Raw genomic sequence first — 16,797 nt, 5'->3', positions numbered from 1 at the left:
TCATGCGAGTTGATGCATAATCTTCCTATGTCCAAGGTCCTCACCTCCCTGCCCACCGGCGAACGCGTCGGCATCGCCTTCTCGGGCGGCCTCGACACCTCGGTCGCGGTCGCGTGGATGCGCGACAAGGGTGCCGTTCCGTGCACCTACACCGCCGACATCGGCCAGTACGACGAGCCCGACATCGCCTCGGTCCCGGGCCGCGCCAAGACGTACGGCGCCGAGCTCGCCCGCCTGGTCGACTGCCGCGCCGCACTCGTCGAGGAGGGCCTGGCCGCGCTGACGTGCGGGGCGTTCCACATCCGCTCGGGCGGCCGGGCGTACTTCAACACGACGCCGCTGGGCCGCGCGGTCACCGGCACGCTCCTGGTCCGGGCGATGCTGGAGGACGACGTCCAGATCTGGGGCGACGGCTCCACGTTCAAGGGCAACGACATCGAGCGGTTCTACCGCTACGGCCTGCTGGCCAACCCGCACCTGCGCATCTACAAGCCCTGGCTGGACGCCGAGTTCGTGACGGAGCTCGGCGGCCGCAAGGAAATGTCGGAGTGGCTGGTCGCCCACGGCCTGCCCTACCGGGACAGCACCGAGAAGGCGTACTCCACGGACGCCAACATCTGGGGCGCCACCCACGAGGCCAAGACGCTGGAGCACCTGAACACCGGTGTGGAGACCGTCGAGCCGATCATGGGCGTGCGGTTCTGGGACCCGTCGGTCGAGATCGAGACCGAGGACGTCACGATCGGCTTCGACCAGGGCCGCCCGGTCACGATCAACGGCGAGAAGTTCGAGACCGCCGTCGACCTGGTCCTGAAGGCGAACGCCATCGGCGGCCGGCACGGCCTGGGCATGTCCGACCAGATCGAGAACCGGATCATCGAGGCCAAGAGCCGGGGCATCTACGAGGCCCCCGGCATGGCCCTGCTGCACGCCGCGTACGAGCGCCTGGTCAACGCCATCCACAACGAGGACACCCTCGCCCAGTACCACAACGAGGGCCGCCGCCTCGGCCGGCTGATGTACGAGGGCCGCTGGCTGGACCCGCAGGCGCTGATGGTCCGCGAGTCGATCCAGCGCTGGGTCGGTACGGCCGTCACCGGCGAGGTCACCCTGCGGCTGCGGCGCGGCGAGGACTACTCGATCCTCGACACCACGGGCCCGGCCTTCAGCTACCACCCGGACAAGCTGTCCATGGAGCGCACCGAGGACTCCGCGTTCGGCCCGGTCGACCGCATCGGCCAGCTCACCATGCGGAACCTGGACATCGCGGACTCCCGCGCCAAGCTGGAGCAGTACGCGGGCCTCGGCATGATCGGCACCGCGAACCCGGCCATCGGCGCGGCCCAGGCCGCCGCCACCGGCCTGATCGGCCAGCTCCCCGAGGGCGGCGCCGAGGCCATCGCCTCGCGCGGCGAGGTCTCGGACCAGGACGAGATGCTGGACCGCGCGGCGATGGAGTCCGGCACGGACTGACCCGCCCCCGCACGGACGACCGGCCGGACACCTCTCGGGGTGCCCGGCCGGCTCCGTTCCGTACGGGGGAAGTGCGCGGAGCCACGGTCAGGGGCGCCCCGCCGGTTCGAGGGTGCGCACCGGGTCGTCCCCGGCGGGCGCGGCCGCGGCGTCCTCCGGGAGGCCGAAGCTCGCCCTGACCGCCCGCTTCTCCTTCCACAGGTGGTACACGGCGACCGCGAGGATGGCCGTCCCGACCGCGTTGGCCACGAAGTGCCACCAGATCCGGTACGTGGCCAGCGCCGGACCGGGCTCGATGGCACCGAACCAGGTCGACAGGCCGATGGCCCGGCTCGCGCCCAGCGCGACGGAGAGGGTCAGCACGACGTGCTCCAGGCCGTGGATGCCCTGCATCCAGACGCCCATCCGCCCCCACTTGCGCGACTTCAGCACCCCGCTGACCCGGTGCGTGATCTGCACGATGCCGACCAGCCCGGCGAGGAAGATGAAGTTCCCGATCAGATGCAGGATCTCCATCCCGAGCGACGGCTTGCTCGCGTCGATCTGCCCGAACCCGCGCGAGAAGCTGTTGCCCCACGGCGTCATCCACGCCGGGTCGTAGGGATGCCCGATCCAGTACGCGGCCTGGGCGACGTGCTCCTGGAAATGCCCGATCTGGCCGATGACACCGATACCGATGAGCGCGACGGCGACCTTGTACACCCACGCCCGCACCGGCCGCCTGTTACCGACCGCGAGCACGACGACGGCGCCCCACATCGCCACGGCCCACCCGATGAACAGGACGGCGCCCAGGGTGTCCACCGTCGATGCGGTGGCCTCCATCCCCGGCATAGCAGTCATTCCCGGCATTCCTGAGTGATCCATACGAGGTCCCTTCGGGAAAACACATACCTGTGCGAAGAGACTGCTGCCGAACCGCCCGTTTCGCTTCTTCCGGATTGCTGAATCCAGCGGAGAACCGACCGGTGCGAAGCCGCTCCCCCACGTGACCGAGCCCACCCCCCGCTCCCGCGGAACTCCCGCAACAATGAATACGTGATCACTTCACCCGCACGGAGCCCCCGGCGCGCCGAGCACGCGGCGACGCCGTACGTCGATCTCTCCCGGGCGGAGTGGAGCGCGCTGCGCGACAAGACGCCGCTGCCGCTGACCGCCGCGGAGGTGGAGCGGCTGCGCGGGCTCGGGGACGTCATCGATCTCGACGAGGTGCGGGACGTCTATCTGCCGCTCTCGCGGTTGCTGAACCTGTACGTGCAGGCCACCTCCGGGCTGCGCGGCGCGCTCAACACCTTCCTCGGGGACGCGGGGAACGGGCAGGGCGCGCAGCGCGGGACGCCGTTCGTCATAGGGGTCGCGGGCAGTGTCGCCGTGGGGAAGTCCACCACCGCGCGCATCCTCCGGGCGCTGCTGGCCCGCTGGCCGGAGCACCCCCGGGTCGAGCTGGTCACCACCGACGGGTTCCTGCTGCCGATGAAGGAGCTCCACGCGCGCGGCCTGATGTCCCGCAAGGGGTTCCCGGAGTCGTACGACCGGCGCGCCCTCACCCGTTTCGTCGCCGACATCAAGGCGGGCAAGGACGAGGTCACCGCCCCGGTCTACTCCCACCTGATCTACGACATCGTGCCCGGCGAACGGCTCACCGTGCGCCGCCCGGACATCCTGATCGTGGAGGGGCTGAACGTCCTCCAGCCCGCCCTGCCCGGCAAGGACGGCCGCACCAGGGTCGGGCTCGCCGACTACTTCGACTTCAGTGTGTACGTGGACGCCCGGCCGGAGGACATCGAGACCTGGTATCTCAACCGCTTCCGGAAGCTGCGCGAGACGGCGTTCCAGGACCCGTCCTCGTACTTCCGGAAGTACACCCAGGTCTCCGAGGCCGAGGCGATGGAGTACGCGGCCACCATGTGGCGGACCATCAACCGGCCGAACCTCGTGGAGAACGTGGCGCCGACCCGCGGACGTGCCACGCTGGTGCTGCGCAAGGGGCCCGACCACAAGGTCCAGCGGCTGTCACTGCGCAAACTCTGACTCCGGAAGGGGCCGCTCCGTGCTGCATCTGCGCCTGATCGTGCCCGCCGGCCGCACGGACGAGGTGACGGACCTGCTGGAGCGGACCGTCGGCACCGCGCACCTCGCGGTGCTGCCGGGCGTCTCGCGCGACCCGGTGGGCGACATGGTGCTGTGCGACGTGGCGCGCGAGGCGGGCGACGAGCTGATCGCGGCGCTGCGCCGGCTCGGTCTCGACGAGTACGGAGCGATCACCGTCGAGAACATGGACCTGACGCTCTCCGCGCGCGCCGACCGGGCGGAGGAGGAGGCGCCGGGCGAGGGGTCGGACGCGGTGCTCTGGGAGGAGCTGGTCGAGGCCACGCACGACGACTCGACGTTCAGCGCCACCTATGTCGCGTTCCTCGCGGTCGCGACGATGCTCGCGGCCTGCGGGGTGATGCTCGACAACGCGATCCTGATCGTCGGCGCGATGGCGGTGGGCCCCGAGTTCGGGCCGCTCGCCGGAATCTCGACGGCGCTCGTGCAGCGCGCCCCGCGCCTGGTGGGGCGCTCGCTGACCGCGCTGATCGGCGGGTTCGCCGCGGCGATGCTGCTCACGGTGGGCTTCGCCTGGCTGATGGACGTCTTCGGGCTGTTCGACCGCGCGATGATCGAGGGGGACCGGCCCAACACCGCGTTCGTCTGGCAGCCGGACTGGATGTCGTTCGTCGTGGCGTTCCTCGCCGGCATCGCCGGCACGCTCTCGCTGACCTCGGCGAAGTCCGGCGCGCTCATCGGGGTCGCGATCTCGGTGACGACCGTCCCGGCGGCCGCCAACGCGGCGGTGGCCTTCAGCTACCGGGACTACGGCCAGATGACCGGGTCCGTCCAGCAGCTGCTGGCCAACCTCGGCGGGATCGTCGCGGCGGGAACGCTGACCCTGCTCGCCCAGAAGGCCCTGTGGCGCAGGACCCGGCACTTCCAGCGCGCCCACACGAAGCCGACGGCACCATAGGCCGGTGCCGGACCGGCAGGGTGAGGGCCGCCGAGACTTCCGTAACCCCCACAAGTACCGGGCGGGGAGCCGATGGCAGTCTTCCGCCATGGCCGAAATCGGGGAAGTGATCTGCCGCGCTCCGTCACGGCGCGCGCTGTGGTGGGGCGTCGGCGTGGGCGGCGCCGGGGCGGCCGTGGCCGCGCTGCGCGCGGGACACCTGGGCGGCCCGCTCGACCCGTGGTTCACCGCGGGGGCACTGGTCGCCCTGCTGGGGCTGCTCTTCCTGTACGCGGCCACCGCCCGGCTCAGCGCGGGGGCGTACGGACTGCGCTCCCGGACCCTGCTGCGCCGCCGTACGGTGCCGTGGTCCCGGATCGTGGATCTGCGCCGGTACATCCAGACCGGCCGGAACCAGGACATCCACCGCGTCAGCGTGCTGCTGGAGAACGGGCGCGCCTGGCGGCTGCCGGTGCCGACGAGCGGGGCCGCCACCACGGACTTCGACGCCGGCCTGGAGGCGCTGCGCGCGCTGCACCGCCGTTACGGAAGCCCCGCGTCGGACGGCGAGGCCCCGGTCATCACGCCCCGGTCGGCGGGGCGCCGGCCCGTCATCACCTGGATCGTGGGCGTCGTGCTGCTCACCGCCTCGGCCGTGGCCGCGTCGTACGTCGCGGACGCCGCGTCGGAGCAGCGGGCGTGGCGGGCGGCCGTGGCCTGCACCGACGCCACTCCGGCCGCCGAGCGCCGCGACTGCCTGGCCACCTTCGACGGGGTGATCGAGCGGACCGACGTCAACCGGGGCAGGGGCAGCAGCTGGCTGTACTTCACCGACGACCGCCCGGTCCACCGACTCGCGGTCTCCCAGGACGACGCGGCGGCGTTCCGCGCCGGGGAGAAGGTGGAGCTGGTCTTCTGGCACGGCTCGGCCAGGACGGTCACCGGCGAGCACCGGGTCTGGCACGACCACCTGATCAGCCCCGGGGAACTCGCGGTGTTCTCCGCGCTCTGCCTGCTGGGCGCGGGTTACGCGGGGGCCCGGCTGCTGGTCCGCGGGCGCGGGCGCGGGCTGCGGGACGACGAGCTGCTGCCCTCCGCCCTTCCGTTCGCGGGCGCCCTCGGCGTGACGGCCGTATGGCTGCTGCCCCTGCTCTACCTGCACTCCACGGACCCGCTGGGCTCGCCCGGGAGGGTCGCCTGGGCGGCGGCGGGCACGGTGGCCGGCGCGGCCGCGCTCGGCCTCGCCTGGCGCGCCACCCGCGTCCGTGTCCCGGGCGAGGCCCGGGCCGCCGCCCCGGACGGGCACGACCACTTCCTGGCCGCCCGTTTCCTGGAGGCCACCGCCTACAACCCGAACCACTTCGGCACCCATGTGGTCGTCGGCGGCGGCCCGCCGGCCGTGACGCCCCACGCGGGTCCCGGCCGCTTCGCCGCCCGCCGCATCCCCGCGGACCGGCTGACCGTCACGGAGCTGCGGCGGGCCCGGGGCAGCGACGGCGACGCCGTCCCCCGGGACTGGCACATCGCCGAGCTGGACGACGCCGGCGCACCGGTCCGGCTGGCCGCCGCCCCCGCGGACCTGGCCCGCATCATCGACGCGCTGGAGCGCGAGCGGGGCGACGGCGGGCGGGCGGCCCCGGACACGGCGGCACCCCGGCCGTGAGCCGGGGCCGCCGCCGGGACCGGACCGCTCAGCCCAGCGCCGACTTCACGACGTCCGCCAGCTGCCCCGCCACCGTGCGGGCCTGCTCGATGTCCGCCGCCTCGACCATGACCCGTACCAGCGGCTCCGTGCCCGAGGGGCGCAGCAGCACGCGGCCGGTGGCACCCAGCTCGCGCTCGGCCTCCGCGACGGCGGCGGACAGCTCCTGCGAGGTGTGCACGCGGGACTTGTCCACGTCCGGGACGTTGACCAGGACCTGCGGCAGCCGCTCCATGACCCCGGCCAGCTCGGCGAGCGAGCGGCCCGTCGCGGCGACCCGGGCCGCGAGCATCAGGCCGGTCAGGGTGCCGTCGCCGGTCGTGGCGTGGTCCAGGACGATGACGTGCCCGGACTGCTCGCCGCCCAGCGCGAAGCCCTCGGCCTTCATGGACTCCAGGACGTAGCGGTCGCCGACGGCCGTCTGGACGAGCTGGATGCCCTCGCGCTCCATGGCCAGCTTGAAGCCGAGGTTCGACATCACGGTGCCGACCACGGTGTCCCCGCGCAGCTGACCGGCCTCGCGCATGGCGAGGGCCAGCACGGCGAGGATCTGGTCGCCGTCGACCTCCTCGCCCGCCCCGTCCACGGCCAGGCAGCGGTCGGCGTCGCCGTCGTGCGCGATGCCCAGGTCCGCGCCGTGCTCCACGACGGCGGCGCGCAGCAGCTCCAGGTGGGTGGAGCCGCAGCCGTCGTTGATGTTCAGCCCGTTCGGCTCGGCACCGATCGTGACGACCTCGGCCCCGGCGCGGGTGAACGCCTCGGGCGAGACGCGGGCGGCGGCGCCGTGTGCCTCGTCCAGGACGACCTTCAGGCCGTCGAGGCGGTTCGGCAGGACGCCGATGAGGTGGGCGACGTACCGGTCGAAGCCCTCCACGTAGTCCGTGACGCGGCCGACGCCGGCGCCGGTGGGGCGGGTCCACGGCTCTCCGGTGCGGTGCTGCTCGTAGACCGTCTCGATGCGGTCCTCCAGCTCGTCGGCGAGCTTGTGGCCGCCCCGGGCGAAGAACTTGACACCGTTGTCCGGCATGGCGTTGTGGCTGGCCGAGAGCATGACCCCGATGTCGGCGCCGAGCGCGCCGGTCAGATAGGCCACGGCCGGGGTCGGCAGCACGCCGACGCGCAGGACGTCGACGCCCGCGCTCGCCAGGCCGGCCACCACGGCGGCCTCCAGGAACTCCCCGGAGGCGCGTGGGTCGCGGCCCACCACGGCCGTCGGCCGATGGCCCTCGAAGGTGCCCGCCTCGGCCAGTACGTGTGCCGCGGCCACCGAGAGGCCGAGCGCGAGCTCGGCCGTCAGGTCCGCATTGGCGACACCGCGCACGCCGTCCGTGCCGAAGAGTCGTCCCACTGGTGTCCTCCGAAAGTGCTCCGAAATGCAAAAGATCAGATCACACAACCAACAAGCCTATGAACGCCTTATGCCGTTATATGCCCGAGGATGTCGATAAACGAACGCCCCGGCAGCACGAGAGGTGCCGCCGGGGCGAACGGTAACGCGGGTGAGCAGGCGGTTTAGCGCTTGCTGTACTGCGGGGCCTTGCGGGCCTTCTTGAGACCGGCCTTCTTGCGCTCGACCGCACGGTCGTCGCGGGAGAGGAAGCCGGCCTTCTTCAGGGTCGCGCGGTTGTTGTCCACGTCCGCCTCGTTCAGCGCGCGGGCCACGCCCAGGCGCAGGGCGCCGGCCTGACCCGAGACGCCGCCACCCGCGATGCGGGCGATGACGTCGTAACGGCCGTCGAGTTCGAGCACCTTGAAGGGCTCGTTGACTTCCTGCTGGTGCACCTTGTTGGGGAAGTAGCTCTCCAGGGTGCGACCGTTGATCTTCCACTTGCCGGTACCCGGAACGATCCGGACGCGGGCGATCGCGTTCTTGCGACGGCCCAGGCCGGCGGCGGGCTGCGGGTCGCCGAAGCGGCCGGCGAGCGACTCGGAGGTGTACTCACCCTCGACGGGGACCTCGGACTCGAAGGTGGTCACCTCGGCGAAGGTCTCCTCGCCCTCGGTGCCCTCGACGGTCTCAACAGTGGTCTCGGCCACGATTCTCCTCAGATCTTTCTTTGTGTCTTTGGGGGGAGGCCGGAACTACTGCGCGACCTGGGTGATCTCGTACGGGACCGGCTGCTGCGCAGCGTGCGGGTGCTGGTCGCCCGCGTAGACCTTCAGCTTCGAGATCATCTGACGGCCCAGGGAGTTCTTGGGGATCATGCCCTTGATGGCCTTCTCGACGGCCTTCTCGGGATTGTTCGCGAGCAGGTCGTCGTAGCGCACGGAGCGCAGACCGCCCGGGAACCCGGAGTGGCGGTAGGCCATCTTCTGGGTCCGCTTGTTGCCGGACAGGTGAACCTTGTCGGCGTTGATGATGATGACGAAGTCGCCCATGTCCATGTGGGGGGCGTAGATCGCCTTGTGCTTGCCTCGCAGGAGATTCGCAGCCGTGGTGGCGAGACGGCCCAGGACGACGTCCTGCGCGTCAATGACGTGCCACTGGCGGGTCACATCGCCGGGCTTGGGGCTGTACGTACGCACTTCGTAGCCTTCGCTTCTTCAGTGGATGGGGTCCAGACACACGACACCTCTGAAGCGATCATGCAGCTGGGGCCCGCAGTGCCGGGACGACGCCCGTATGCGAGCCACTGGTAACTGCTCCAGAGAACCTGCGTACGGGCGCGTCGCACCTTGACGGTGCAGCCCATACGCATAACAAACGTCGAGACTACCCGCCCGGCCCCGGACCGGTCAAAACGCGCCCGCCGCTACCGCGCCCGCGCCACCCGCCGCTCGTCCCACACCGGCTCCGAGGTCTCGCGGACGACCCCGTCCGAGCCGAAGACCAGGTAGCGGTCGAAGCTCTTGGCGAACCACCGGTCGTGCGTCACCGCGAGCACCGTGCCCTCGTACGCCTCCAGACCGTCCTGCAACGCCTCCGCCGACTCCAGGTCCAGGTTGTCCGTCGGCTCGTCCAGCAGCAGCGCGGTCGTGCCGGACAGCTCCAGGAGCAGGATCTGGAACCGGGCCTGCTGCCCGCCGGACAGCTTCTCGAACGGCTGGTCCCCCTGCCGCTCCAGCTCGTAGCGGCGCAGTACGGACATCGCCCCGCCCCGGTCCTTGGCGTGCTCGGTCCACAGGATGTCGACCAGCGTGCGGCCCAGCAGCTCCGGGTGCGCGTGGGTCTGCGCGAAGTGCCCGGGGACCACCCGCGCACCGAGCTTCCACTCCCCCGTGTGCGCGACGGGCTCGCCCGCGAGCAGCCGCAGGAAATGGGACTTGCCGGAGCCGTTGGAGCCGAGGACCGCGACCCGTTCCCCGTAGAAGACCTCCAGGTCGAACGGTTTCATCAGGCCGGTCAGCTCCAGGCCCTCGCAGGTCACCGCCCGCACCCCGGTCCGGCCGCCGCGCAGCCGCATCCGGATGTCCTGCTCGCGCGGCGGCTCCGGCGGCGGGCCCGCCTCCTCGAACTTCCGGAACCGGGTCTGCATCGCGTGGTAGCGGCTCGCCATGTCCGGGCTGATCGCCGCCTGCTGGCGCAGCCGGTGCACGAGCGCCTTCAGCCGCTTGTGCTCCTCCTCCCAGCGCCGCAGCAGCTCCTCGAAGCGGGCGAACCGCTCCTTGCGGGCCTGGTGGTAGGTGTCGAAGCCGCCGCCGTGCACCCAGACGTCGCTGCCGGCCGGGCCCGGCTCCACGCTGACGATCTTCTGCGCGGCGCGGGACAGCAGCTCCCGGTCGTGGGAGACGAAGAGCACCGTCTTACGGGTCTCCCTCAGCCGTTCTTCCAGCCACCGCTTGCCGGGCACGTCGAGATAGTTGTCCGGCTCGTCCAGGAGCAGCACCTCGTCGGGGCCCCTCAGCAGGGCCTCCAGGACCAGCCGCTTCTGCTCACCGCCGGACAGCGTCCGCACCTCGCGCCACTGCGCCTTCTCGTACGGGACGCCGAGCGCGGCCATCGTGCACATGTCCCAGACCGTCTCGGCCTCGTAGCCGCGCGCCTCCGCCCAGTCGCTCAGCGCCTGCGCGTACGCCATCTGCGCGGCCTCGTCGTCCACGGTGAGGATGCGCTCCTCGGCCCGGTCGACGGCCAGCGCGGCCTCCCGGATACGCGGCTGCGCGACGGAGACCAGCAGGTCGCGTACGGTGCGCTCGTCGCGGACCGAGCCGACGAACTGGCGCATCACCCCGAGCCCGCCGCTCACCGACACCGAGCCGCCGTGCGGCTGGAGCTCCCCGGCGAGCAGCCGCAGCAGCGTGGTCTTCCCGGCGCCGTTCGCCCCGACGAGAGCGACGACGGCACCATCCGCCACCCGGAACGAGGCATCGCCGAGCAGCACCCGCCCATCCGGAAGGTAGTACTCAAGGTGGCCCGCTTCGAGATGTCCCATACAGAGCATTGTCACGGGCGCCGCCGGGTTGGCCCAACCGGATTACGCGGCGTCTAGGATGCGCGGCATGAGCTTTGGGGACGGGGGGCCTTCCGAGGGGTCCGGGGGCGGCGGCACTCCCGACTGGGAGGCGTTGGCCGATGCCTCCGCGGCCCGGGCCCGGCGCAAGAAGTGGCTGCTGACCGGCGGCGGCGCCCTCGCCACGGCGGCCGTCGCCGCGGTCGTGGCGACCGCGGTGGTCTCCGCGAACGGCGACGCCCGGGACACCTCCGCCGGCACGCACCCGGCCGAGCTGCCCGAGCCGTCCTTCTCCTCCGTGGCGCCCCCGCCCCCGCCGGACCCCCGGGACTACATAGCCGACGTGCGGACGGACCGGCTGCCGGTCGACATCGACGCCTTCTTCCCCGATGACCGGCTGACCGCCGGAGGCCGTACGTACGCCAGGGCCGCGACCCACCGCACCGAGCAGTGCGCGGCGGCCGCCCAGGGCGGGCTGGGCGCGGTCCTCACCGCCAACGGCTGCGACCAGGTCATCCGGGCCACGTACAGCCGGGACGGTGTGGCGGTCACCGTCGGCATCGCGGTCTTCGACACGGAGGCCCGGGCGAAGCGGACCGCCCGGCTGGCGACCGGCGGCCTGACCCCGCTGACCGGGCCCGGCGTCCCGGCCTTCTGCCGCGACGGCGTGACCTGCCGCCGCACGGCGAGCTCGTACGGCCGGTACGCGTATTTCACGGTCGGCGGCTTCACGGACGGCCGCAACGCCACCAAGGCCGACAAGGACGTGTACACGACCGGCGACGACCTGACGGACCACACGTTCCGCCGCATCCGCCACCGCGGCGAGATCCAGGCATCGGCCGCCGCCGACATCACGACGACCTAGGTCCTGTCGTCAAATTCCCGTCTGCCGGGCGACGCCATGCACGCACTCTCGCCGCACCGGCCCCAGACCCCAGTACATCCAGTACAGGGGTCTGGGGCCGGCACACCGAGAGCACGCACCTGACGCCGCCCGGCCCGCCCTCCGGGCAGACGACGGGAATTTGACGACAGGACCTAGCAGCAGCCCGCCCCGGGAAGCGTCCGCACATTGCGCGCCTCCACCGCGCGCGCCGCCAGCAGCTCGTCCGCCGGGTACGCGACCTCCTCCAGCGTCAGCCCGTGCGGGCGCACCACGTGCACCCCGGGGTCGCGCACCCCGGCGGCCAGGACCTCGGCCGGCCACGGGTCGGGGCGCCGCCCGTCGCCGACGAAGAGCATCGCCCCGACCAGGGCGCGCACCATGTTGTGGCAGAAGGCGTCCGCCTGCACGGTCCCGGTGATGATCCCGGTCCCCGCGTCCCGCACCCAGTGCAGCCTCTGGAGCGTCCGGATCGTCGTCGCGCCCTCGCGCTTCTTGCAGTACGCCGCGAAGTCGTGCTCCCCGGTCATCCGCGCCGCGGCCGCGTTCATCGCGGCCACGTCCAGCGGCCGGTCGTGCCACAGCACATGGCCCCGGACGAGGGGGTCGACGCCGCCGGGGCGGTCGGCGACGCGATACGCGTACCGGCGCCACAGCGCGGAGAACCGGGCGTTGAACCCCGGCGCCGCCTCCGCGATCCGCCAGACCCGCACATCGGGGGCCATCCGCCCGGCGAGCCGCCGCAACAGCTTCTCGGCGTGCTCGGCCCACACCTCTTCCGGCAGGTCGGCATGGGCGACCTGGCCCCGGGCGTGCACCCCGGCGTCGGTGCGGCCTGCCACCGTCAGGTCGTACGTGCGCGAGGAGCGGGTCACGGTCCGCAGCGCATCCTCGATCTCGCCCTGGACCGTCCGCCGCGCGGTCTGTTTCGCCCAGCCCGAGAAGTCCTTGCCGTCATAGGCCAGGTCCAGCCGTACCCGTACGGAACCGGGCTCCACCTCGTCACTCACCAGCGCATCCTTTCAAGATCCCGCACAGCCGAACGGGCCCGCACCGCCCCGGAGGGTGATGCGGACCCGTTCAGTGGTTCCGGAACGCTCAGGCGTCCTGCGCGTCCTCGACGGACTCGACCGGGGTCTCGTCCTTCTTGGCCGCGTCTTCCTTGACCGCACGCTTGGTGGCGGCCTCGGCCTCACCGGTGGCCTGCTGCGCCACGGTCAGCGCCTCGACCAGCTCGATGACGGCCATCGGGGCGTTGTCGCCACGACGGTTGCCGATCTTGGTGATGCGGGTGTAACCACCGGGGCGGTTCTCGTACCGCGGCGCGATCTCGGTGAAGAGCGTGTGGACGATGCCCTTGTCCGTGATCGACTGAAGCACGAGGCGACGGTTGTGGATGTCGCCCTTCTTCGCCTTGGTGATGAAACGCTCCGCGACCGGACGCAGGCGGCGGGCCTTGGCCTCGGTCGTGGTGATGCGGCCGTGCTCGAACAGCGACTTCGCGAGGTTGTTGAGAAGAAGCTTCTCGTGCGCGGCGCTGCCGCCCAGACGGGCACCCTTGGCGGGCTTCGGCATGGGTTTTCTCCTTGTGTGCTGCACCGGCCGTATCAGGTACCGATGTCAGTTCCCGCCCGGCGGCCGCCGGGCGGAAGTGTGAAATCGAGCCCGTCCGGCGGTTGAGGACGAGTCCTCAACCGCCGGACGACAGGCTCAGTACTGCTCGGTCTCCACGAAACCGGCGTCCGCGTCGTCCTCGGCGCCGAAGGCGTCCGCGGCGGCGGTCGGGTCGAAGCCGGGAGGCGAGTCCTTCAGCGCCAGGCCCATACCGGCCAGCTTCGCCTTGACCTCGTCGATCGACTTCGCACCGAAGTTGCGGATGTCGAGCAGGTCCGCCTCGGAGCGGGCCACCAGCTCGCCCACCGAGTGGATGCCCTCGCGCTTCAGGCAGTTGTACGAGCGGACCGTGAGCTCCAGCTCCTCGATCGGCAGCGCCAGGTCCGCCGCGAGCGCGGCGTCCGTCGGCGACGGGCCCATGTCGATGCCCTCGGCGTCGATGTTGAGCTCGCGCGCCAGACCGAACAGCTCGACCAGGGTCTTACCGGCCGAAGCCATCGCGTCACGCGGACGCATGGCCTGCTTGGTCTCGACGTCGACGATCAGCTTGTCGAAGTCGGTGCGCTGCTCGACACGGGTCGCCTCGACCTTGTACGTGACCTTGAGCACCGGCGAGTAGATGGAGTCGACCGGGATACGGCCGATCTCCTGGCCCACCTGCTTGTTCTGGACGGCGGAGACGTAGCCGCGACCGCGCTCGACGGTCAGCTCCATCTCCAGCTTGCCCTTGCCGTTCAGCGTGGCGAGGACGAGGTCCGGGTTGTGCACCTCGACGCCGGCCGGCGGAGCGATGTCCGCGGCGGTGACCAGGCCGGGGCCCTGCTTGCGCAGGTACATCACGACGGGCTCGTCGTGCTCCGAGGAGACGACCAGCTGCTTGATGTTGAGGATGAGGTCGGTCACGTCCTCCTTGACGCCCGGCACGGTGGTGAACTCGTGCAGGACACCGTCGATGCGGATGCTGGTGACAGCGGCACCCGGGATCGAGGAGAGGAGCGTGCGGCGCAGGGAGTTGCCGAGCGTGTAGCCGAAGCCGGGCTCCAGCGGCTCGATGACGAACCGCGAACGGAACTCGTCCACGACCTCTTCGGTCAGCGACGGACGCTGAGCGATCAGCATGATGTGAATCCTTCAGTCGGGGGCACCCACTATTTGATGCCCGACAGATGTAACAAGGGTACGGGCGGTACGCCTCAAAAGAGGTGTACCGCCCGGACCCGGCGCTACTGGCGCACGGCCGTCACCGGCCGTGACGACTCAGACGCGGCGACGCTTCGGCGGACGGCAGCCGTTGTGCGGCGTCGGGGTGACGTCCTGGATCGAGCCGACCTCAAGGCCGGTGGCCTGGAGGGAGCGGATCGCGGTCTCGCGGCCGGAGCCCGGACCCTTCACGAAGACGTCGACCTTGCGCATGCCGTGCTCCTGCGCGCGGCGGGCGGCCGACTCGGCGGCCATCTGCGCGGCGAAGGGGGTGGACTTGCGCGAGCCCTTGAAGCCGACGTGGCCGGCGGAGGCCCAGGAGATCACGTTGCCCGTGGGGTCCGTGATCGAGACGATCGTGTTGTTGAACGTGCTCTTGATGTGCGCGTGGCCGTGAGCGACGTTCTTCTTTTCCTTGCGACGCACCTTCTTGGCTGCGCCCTGACGACCCTTGGGGGGCATGTCTTGACTCCAGATGGAGAGGGGGAGGTGATCGGTCCTACAGCGAAGACCGCTGGTTGCTGCGGAGGCCGGATATGCCGGTCACCCGCAGTGCGTCCGCTGAGGACTACTTCTTGCCGGGCTTCTTCTTGCCGGCGATCGCGCGACGCGGACCCTTGCGGGTACGGGCGTTGGTGCTGGTGCGCTGGCCGTGGACCGGCAGACCGCGGCGGTGACGGAGACCCTGGTAGCAGCCGATCTCGACCTTGCGGCGGATGTCGGCCTGGATCTCGCGGCGGAGGTCACCCTCGGTGCGGAGGTTGGCGTCCACGTACTCGCGGATCTTGACCAGGTCCTCTTCGGCCAGGTCGCGAACGCGGGTGTTCGGGTTCACGCCGGAGGCGGCGAGGATCTCCTTGGACCGGGTGCGCCCGATACCGAAGACGTAGGTGAGGGCAACCTCCACGCGCTTTTCGCGCGGGATGTCAACACCTGAAACGCGTGCCATTCAATGGCTCCAGTTGTTAAGTCGGGGGTCTTCCGCAGAGCCACTCCCGGCCGCCGACCCCTCGCTGGGAGAGGTGGTACGTCCGGGTCCCCGGCCCCCGCCGGAGGTGCCGTCAGCCGTGGCTTGGACGGGCTCTGCGTATGTACGTGTTACGTGCGTCGCGCGAACTGCGAGATGCAGGGGGTCGTGCGTCAGCCCTGGCGCTGCTTGTGGCGCAGGTTGTCGCAGATGACCATGACCCGGCCGTGACGGCGGATCACCTTGCACTTGTCGCAGATCTTCTTGACGCTCGGCTTGACCTTCATGGGATGTCAGGTTCTCCGGGTCAGTGCCCACGTCCGCACGAAGCGGACGGCGGCAAGATCTACTTGTAGCGGTAGACGATCCGGCCACGCGTCAGGTCGTACGGAGAAAGCTCCACGACGACCCGGTCATCCGGGAGGATGCGGATGTAGTGCATACGCATCTTGCCGCTGATGTGCGCGAGGACCTTGTGACCGTTCTGGAGCTCCACCTTGAACATGGCGTTCGGGAGGGACTCGATCACGGTGCCCTCAATTTCGATGGCACCTTGCTTCTTGGCCACGCTTCGCCCTTCGAATCGGCTACCTTGATCGACTTTCGTTCCCCGCATGCGGACACACGGATGCACGAGAGCCGACGAGTCAGTCTACGTCAGCGGACTCCCAAAGGCGAATCCGTCAAGTTTGCCCACCCGGGGAGATCCTTAGACCTCTCCGCGGACCCCAATCAGCCAATGGGGTCGGGGGCGGCCTCCACACCGTACTGCGCCAGCTTCTCGCGGCCGCAGTCCGGGGCGGTGAGGACCAGCGGGCCCTGCTCCGTGAGGGCGATGGAGTGCTCCCAGTGCGAGGACCAGGTGCCGTCCGTGGTGATGACGGTCCACTCGTCCGCCAGCACCTCGGTGTGCGGGGTGCCCAGCGAGACCATGGGCTCGATGGCCAGGCAGAGGCCCGGGACCAGCTTGACGCCCTTGCCGCGCTTCCGGGAGACGTAGTTCAGCAGGTGCGGGTCCATGTGCATCTCGGTGCCGATGCCGTGCCCGCCGTAGTCCTCGATGATCCCGTACTTGCCGGTGGCGGGGCGGGGCTGGCGGCGGATGTAGGACTCGATCGCCTTCGAGATGTCGACCAGGCGGTTGTTGACCTTCATCGCGGCGATGCCGGCCCACATCGACTCCTCGGTCACCCGGGAGAGCTCGATCAGCTCCGGCGCGTGCCCCGTACCGACGAAGGCGGTGTACGCGGCGTCGCCGTGCCAGCCGTCCACGATCGCGCCGGCGTCGATGGAGATGATGTCGCCGTCCTTGAGGACCGTCTTGTCGTCCGGGATGCCGTGGACGACGACCTCGTTGACCGAGGTGCAGATGGTCGCGGGGAATCCGCCGTACCCGAGGAAGTTCGACTTCGCGCCGTGGTCGGCGATCACCTTGCGGGCGACCTGGTCCAGGTCCCGGGTGGTGGCGCCGGGCACCGCCGCCTCACGGGTGGCCGCGTGGATGGCAGCGACCACCAGCCCCGCCTCGCGCATCTTCGCGATCTGCTCGGGGGTCTTGATCTGCACCATGCTGCGGCG

The 16,797-nt window shown here is 70.8% G+C and carries 18 protein-coding genes; 5 read left to right on the top strand and 13 right to left on the bottom strand.

The genetic code is table 11. The annotated features are described in order from the left end of the window. Nucleotides 1-27 precede the first annotated feature (27 nt). The gene (argG, locus tag OG338_RS18430) at nt 28-1,473 is read left to right on the top strand and encodes an argininosuccinate synthase (protein ID WP_161211382.1); all 1,446 of its coding nucleotides are present in this window, start codon (nt 28-30) and stop codon (nt 1,471-1,473) included. An 87-nt stretch (nt 1,474-1,560) separates the two neighbouring features. Here the strand turns inward: argG and OG338_RS18425 are convergent, their stop codons facing one another. Continuing rightward, nucleotides 1,561-2,307 (bottom strand): DUF6008 family protein, encoded by a 747-nt coding sequence (locus OG338_RS18425; RefSeq protein WP_405940460.1) that lies wholly within the window; start codon nt 2,305-2,307, stop codon nt 1,561-1,563. 204 nt (nt 2,308-2,511) lie between these two features. On the opposite strand from OG338_RS18425, the gene coaA reads away from it, so the two are divergent. The 3 genes from coaA (at nt 2,512) to OG338_RS18410 (ending at nt 6,122) form a co-directional block, all read left to right on the top strand. Further along, the gene (coaA, locus tag OG338_RS18420; RefSeq protein WP_405938348.1) at nt 2,512-3,504 is read left to right on the top strand and encodes a type I pantothenate kinase; all 993 of its coding nucleotides are present in this window, start codon (nt 2,512-2,514) and stop codon (nt 3,502-3,504) included. A gap of 19 nt (nt 3,505-3,523) precedes the next feature. After that, entirely contained in the window at nt 3,524-4,480 is a 957-nt protein-coding gene (locus tag OG338_RS18415; RefSeq protein ID WP_405938347.1) for a DUF389 domain-containing protein, read from the top strand. An 88-nt stretch (nt 4,481-4,568) separates the two neighbouring features. Continuing rightward, nucleotides 4,569-6,122 carry a PH domain-containing protein gene (locus OG338_RS18410; protein ID WP_405938346.1) on the top strand — a complete coding sequence of 518 codons (1,554 nt, stop codon included), beginning with the start codon at nt 4,569-4,571 and terminating at the stop codon, nt 6,120-6,122. Between the two features lie 28 nt (nt 6,123-6,150). Here the strand turns inward: OG338_RS18410 and glmM are convergent, their stop codons facing one another. From glmM to OG338_RS18390, 4 genes are all read right to left on the bottom strand, one after another. Continuing rightward, nucleotides 6,151-7,509, bottom strand: coding sequence for a phosphoglucosamine mutase (glmM, locus tag OG338_RS18405; RefSeq protein ID WP_405938345.1), 1,359 nt, complete (start codon nt 7,507-7,509; stop codon nt 6,151-6,153). Between the two features lie 164 nt (nt 7,510-7,673). Then, nucleotides 7,674-8,198 carry a 30S ribosomal protein S9 gene (gene rpsI, locus OG338_RS18400; RefSeq protein WP_018101205.1) on the bottom strand — a complete coding sequence of 175 codons (525 nt, stop codon included), beginning with the start codon at nt 8,196-8,198 and terminating at the stop codon, nt 7,674-7,676. A gap of 45 nt (nt 8,199-8,243) precedes the next feature. Further along, complete coding sequence (rplM, locus tag OG338_RS18395; protein WP_111337447.1) at nt 8,244-8,687, bottom strand: 50S ribosomal protein L13; 444 nt, start codon at nt 8,685-8,687, stop codon at nt 8,244-8,246. Nucleotides 8,688-8,914: 227 nt separating this feature from the next. Then, the gene (locus OG338_RS18390) at nt 8,915-10,543 is read right to left on the bottom strand and encodes an ABC-F family ATP-binding cassette domain-containing protein (RefSeq protein ID WP_405940459.1); all 1,629 of its coding nucleotides are present in this window, start codon (nt 10,541-10,543) and stop codon (nt 8,915-8,917) included. Nucleotides 10,544-10,601: 58 nt separating this feature from the next. Here OG338_RS18390 and OG338_RS18385 point away from each other — a divergent pair, with 58 nt between their 5' ends. Then, a complete protein-coding gene (locus tag OG338_RS18385; RefSeq protein ID WP_405938344.1) occupies nt 10,602-11,420 on the top strand; it encodes a hypothetical protein in 819 nt (272 codons plus the stop codon). A 173-nt stretch (nt 11,421-11,593) separates the two neighbouring features. Here the strand turns inward: OG338_RS18385 and truA are convergent, their stop codons facing one another. The 8 genes from truA to map all read right to left on the bottom strand — a co-directional run bounded on the left by truA (nt 11,594) and on the right by map (nt 16,788). After that, nucleotides 11,594-12,448, bottom strand: coding sequence for a tRNA pseudouridine(38-40) synthase TruA (truA, locus tag OG338_RS18380; protein WP_405938343.1), 855 nt, complete (start codon nt 12,446-12,448; stop codon nt 11,594-11,596). An 88-nt stretch (nt 12,449-12,536) separates the two neighbouring features. Then, nucleotides 12,537-13,013, bottom strand: coding sequence for a 50S ribosomal protein L17 (gene rplQ, locus OG338_RS18375; protein WP_328901794.1), 477 nt, complete (start codon nt 13,011-13,013; stop codon nt 12,537-12,539). A 135-nt stretch (nt 13,014-13,148) separates the two neighbouring features. Then, nucleotides 13,149-14,171: a DNA-directed RNA polymerase subunit alpha gene (locus tag OG338_RS18370; protein ID WP_019526960.1), complete on the bottom strand. Its 1,023-nt coding sequence runs from the start codon at nt 14,169-14,171 to the stop codon at nt 13,149-13,151. 138 nt (nt 14,172-14,309) lie between these two features. Continuing rightward, nucleotides 14,310-14,714: a 30S ribosomal protein S11 gene (gene rpsK, locus OG338_RS18365; RefSeq protein WP_003948617.1), complete on the bottom strand. Its 405-nt coding sequence runs from the start codon at nt 14,712-14,714 to the stop codon at nt 14,310-14,312. A 106-nt stretch (nt 14,715-14,820) separates the two neighbouring features. Continuing rightward, nucleotides 14,821-15,201 (bottom strand): 30S ribosomal protein S13, encoded by a 381-nt coding sequence (rpsM, locus tag OG338_RS18360; protein ID WP_018101211.1) that lies wholly within the window; start codon nt 15,199-15,201, stop codon nt 14,821-14,823. 191 nt (nt 15,202-15,392) lie between these two features. Then, nucleotides 15,393-15,506: a 50S ribosomal protein L36 gene (rpmJ, locus tag OG338_RS18355; RefSeq protein ID WP_003956441.1), complete on the bottom strand. Its 114-nt coding sequence runs from the start codon at nt 15,504-15,506 to the stop codon at nt 15,393-15,395. A 59-nt stretch (nt 15,507-15,565) separates the two neighbouring features. After that, a complete protein-coding gene (gene infA / locus OG338_RS18350; protein ID WP_003956442.1) occupies nt 15,566-15,787 on the bottom strand; it encodes a translation initiation factor IF-1 in 222 nt (73 codons plus the stop codon). Between the two features lie 164 nt (nt 15,788-15,951). Beyond that, nucleotides 15,952-16,788, bottom strand: a complete 837-nt coding sequence (map, locus tag OG338_RS18345) for a type I methionyl aminopeptidase (RefSeq protein ID WP_405938342.1) — start codon at nt 16,786-16,788, stop codon at nt 15,952-15,954. Between the last annotated feature and the right edge of the window lie 9 nt (nt 16,789-16,797).

Source organism: Streptomyces sp. NBC_00726 (assembly GCF_045161735.1).
Taxonomy (GTDB): domain Bacteria; phylum Actinomycetota; class Actinomycetes; order Streptomycetales; family Streptomycetaceae; genus Streptomyces.
The sequence above is the reverse complement of the archived record's forward strand: the minus strand, read 5'-3'. Positions and strand labels throughout refer to the sequence as shown.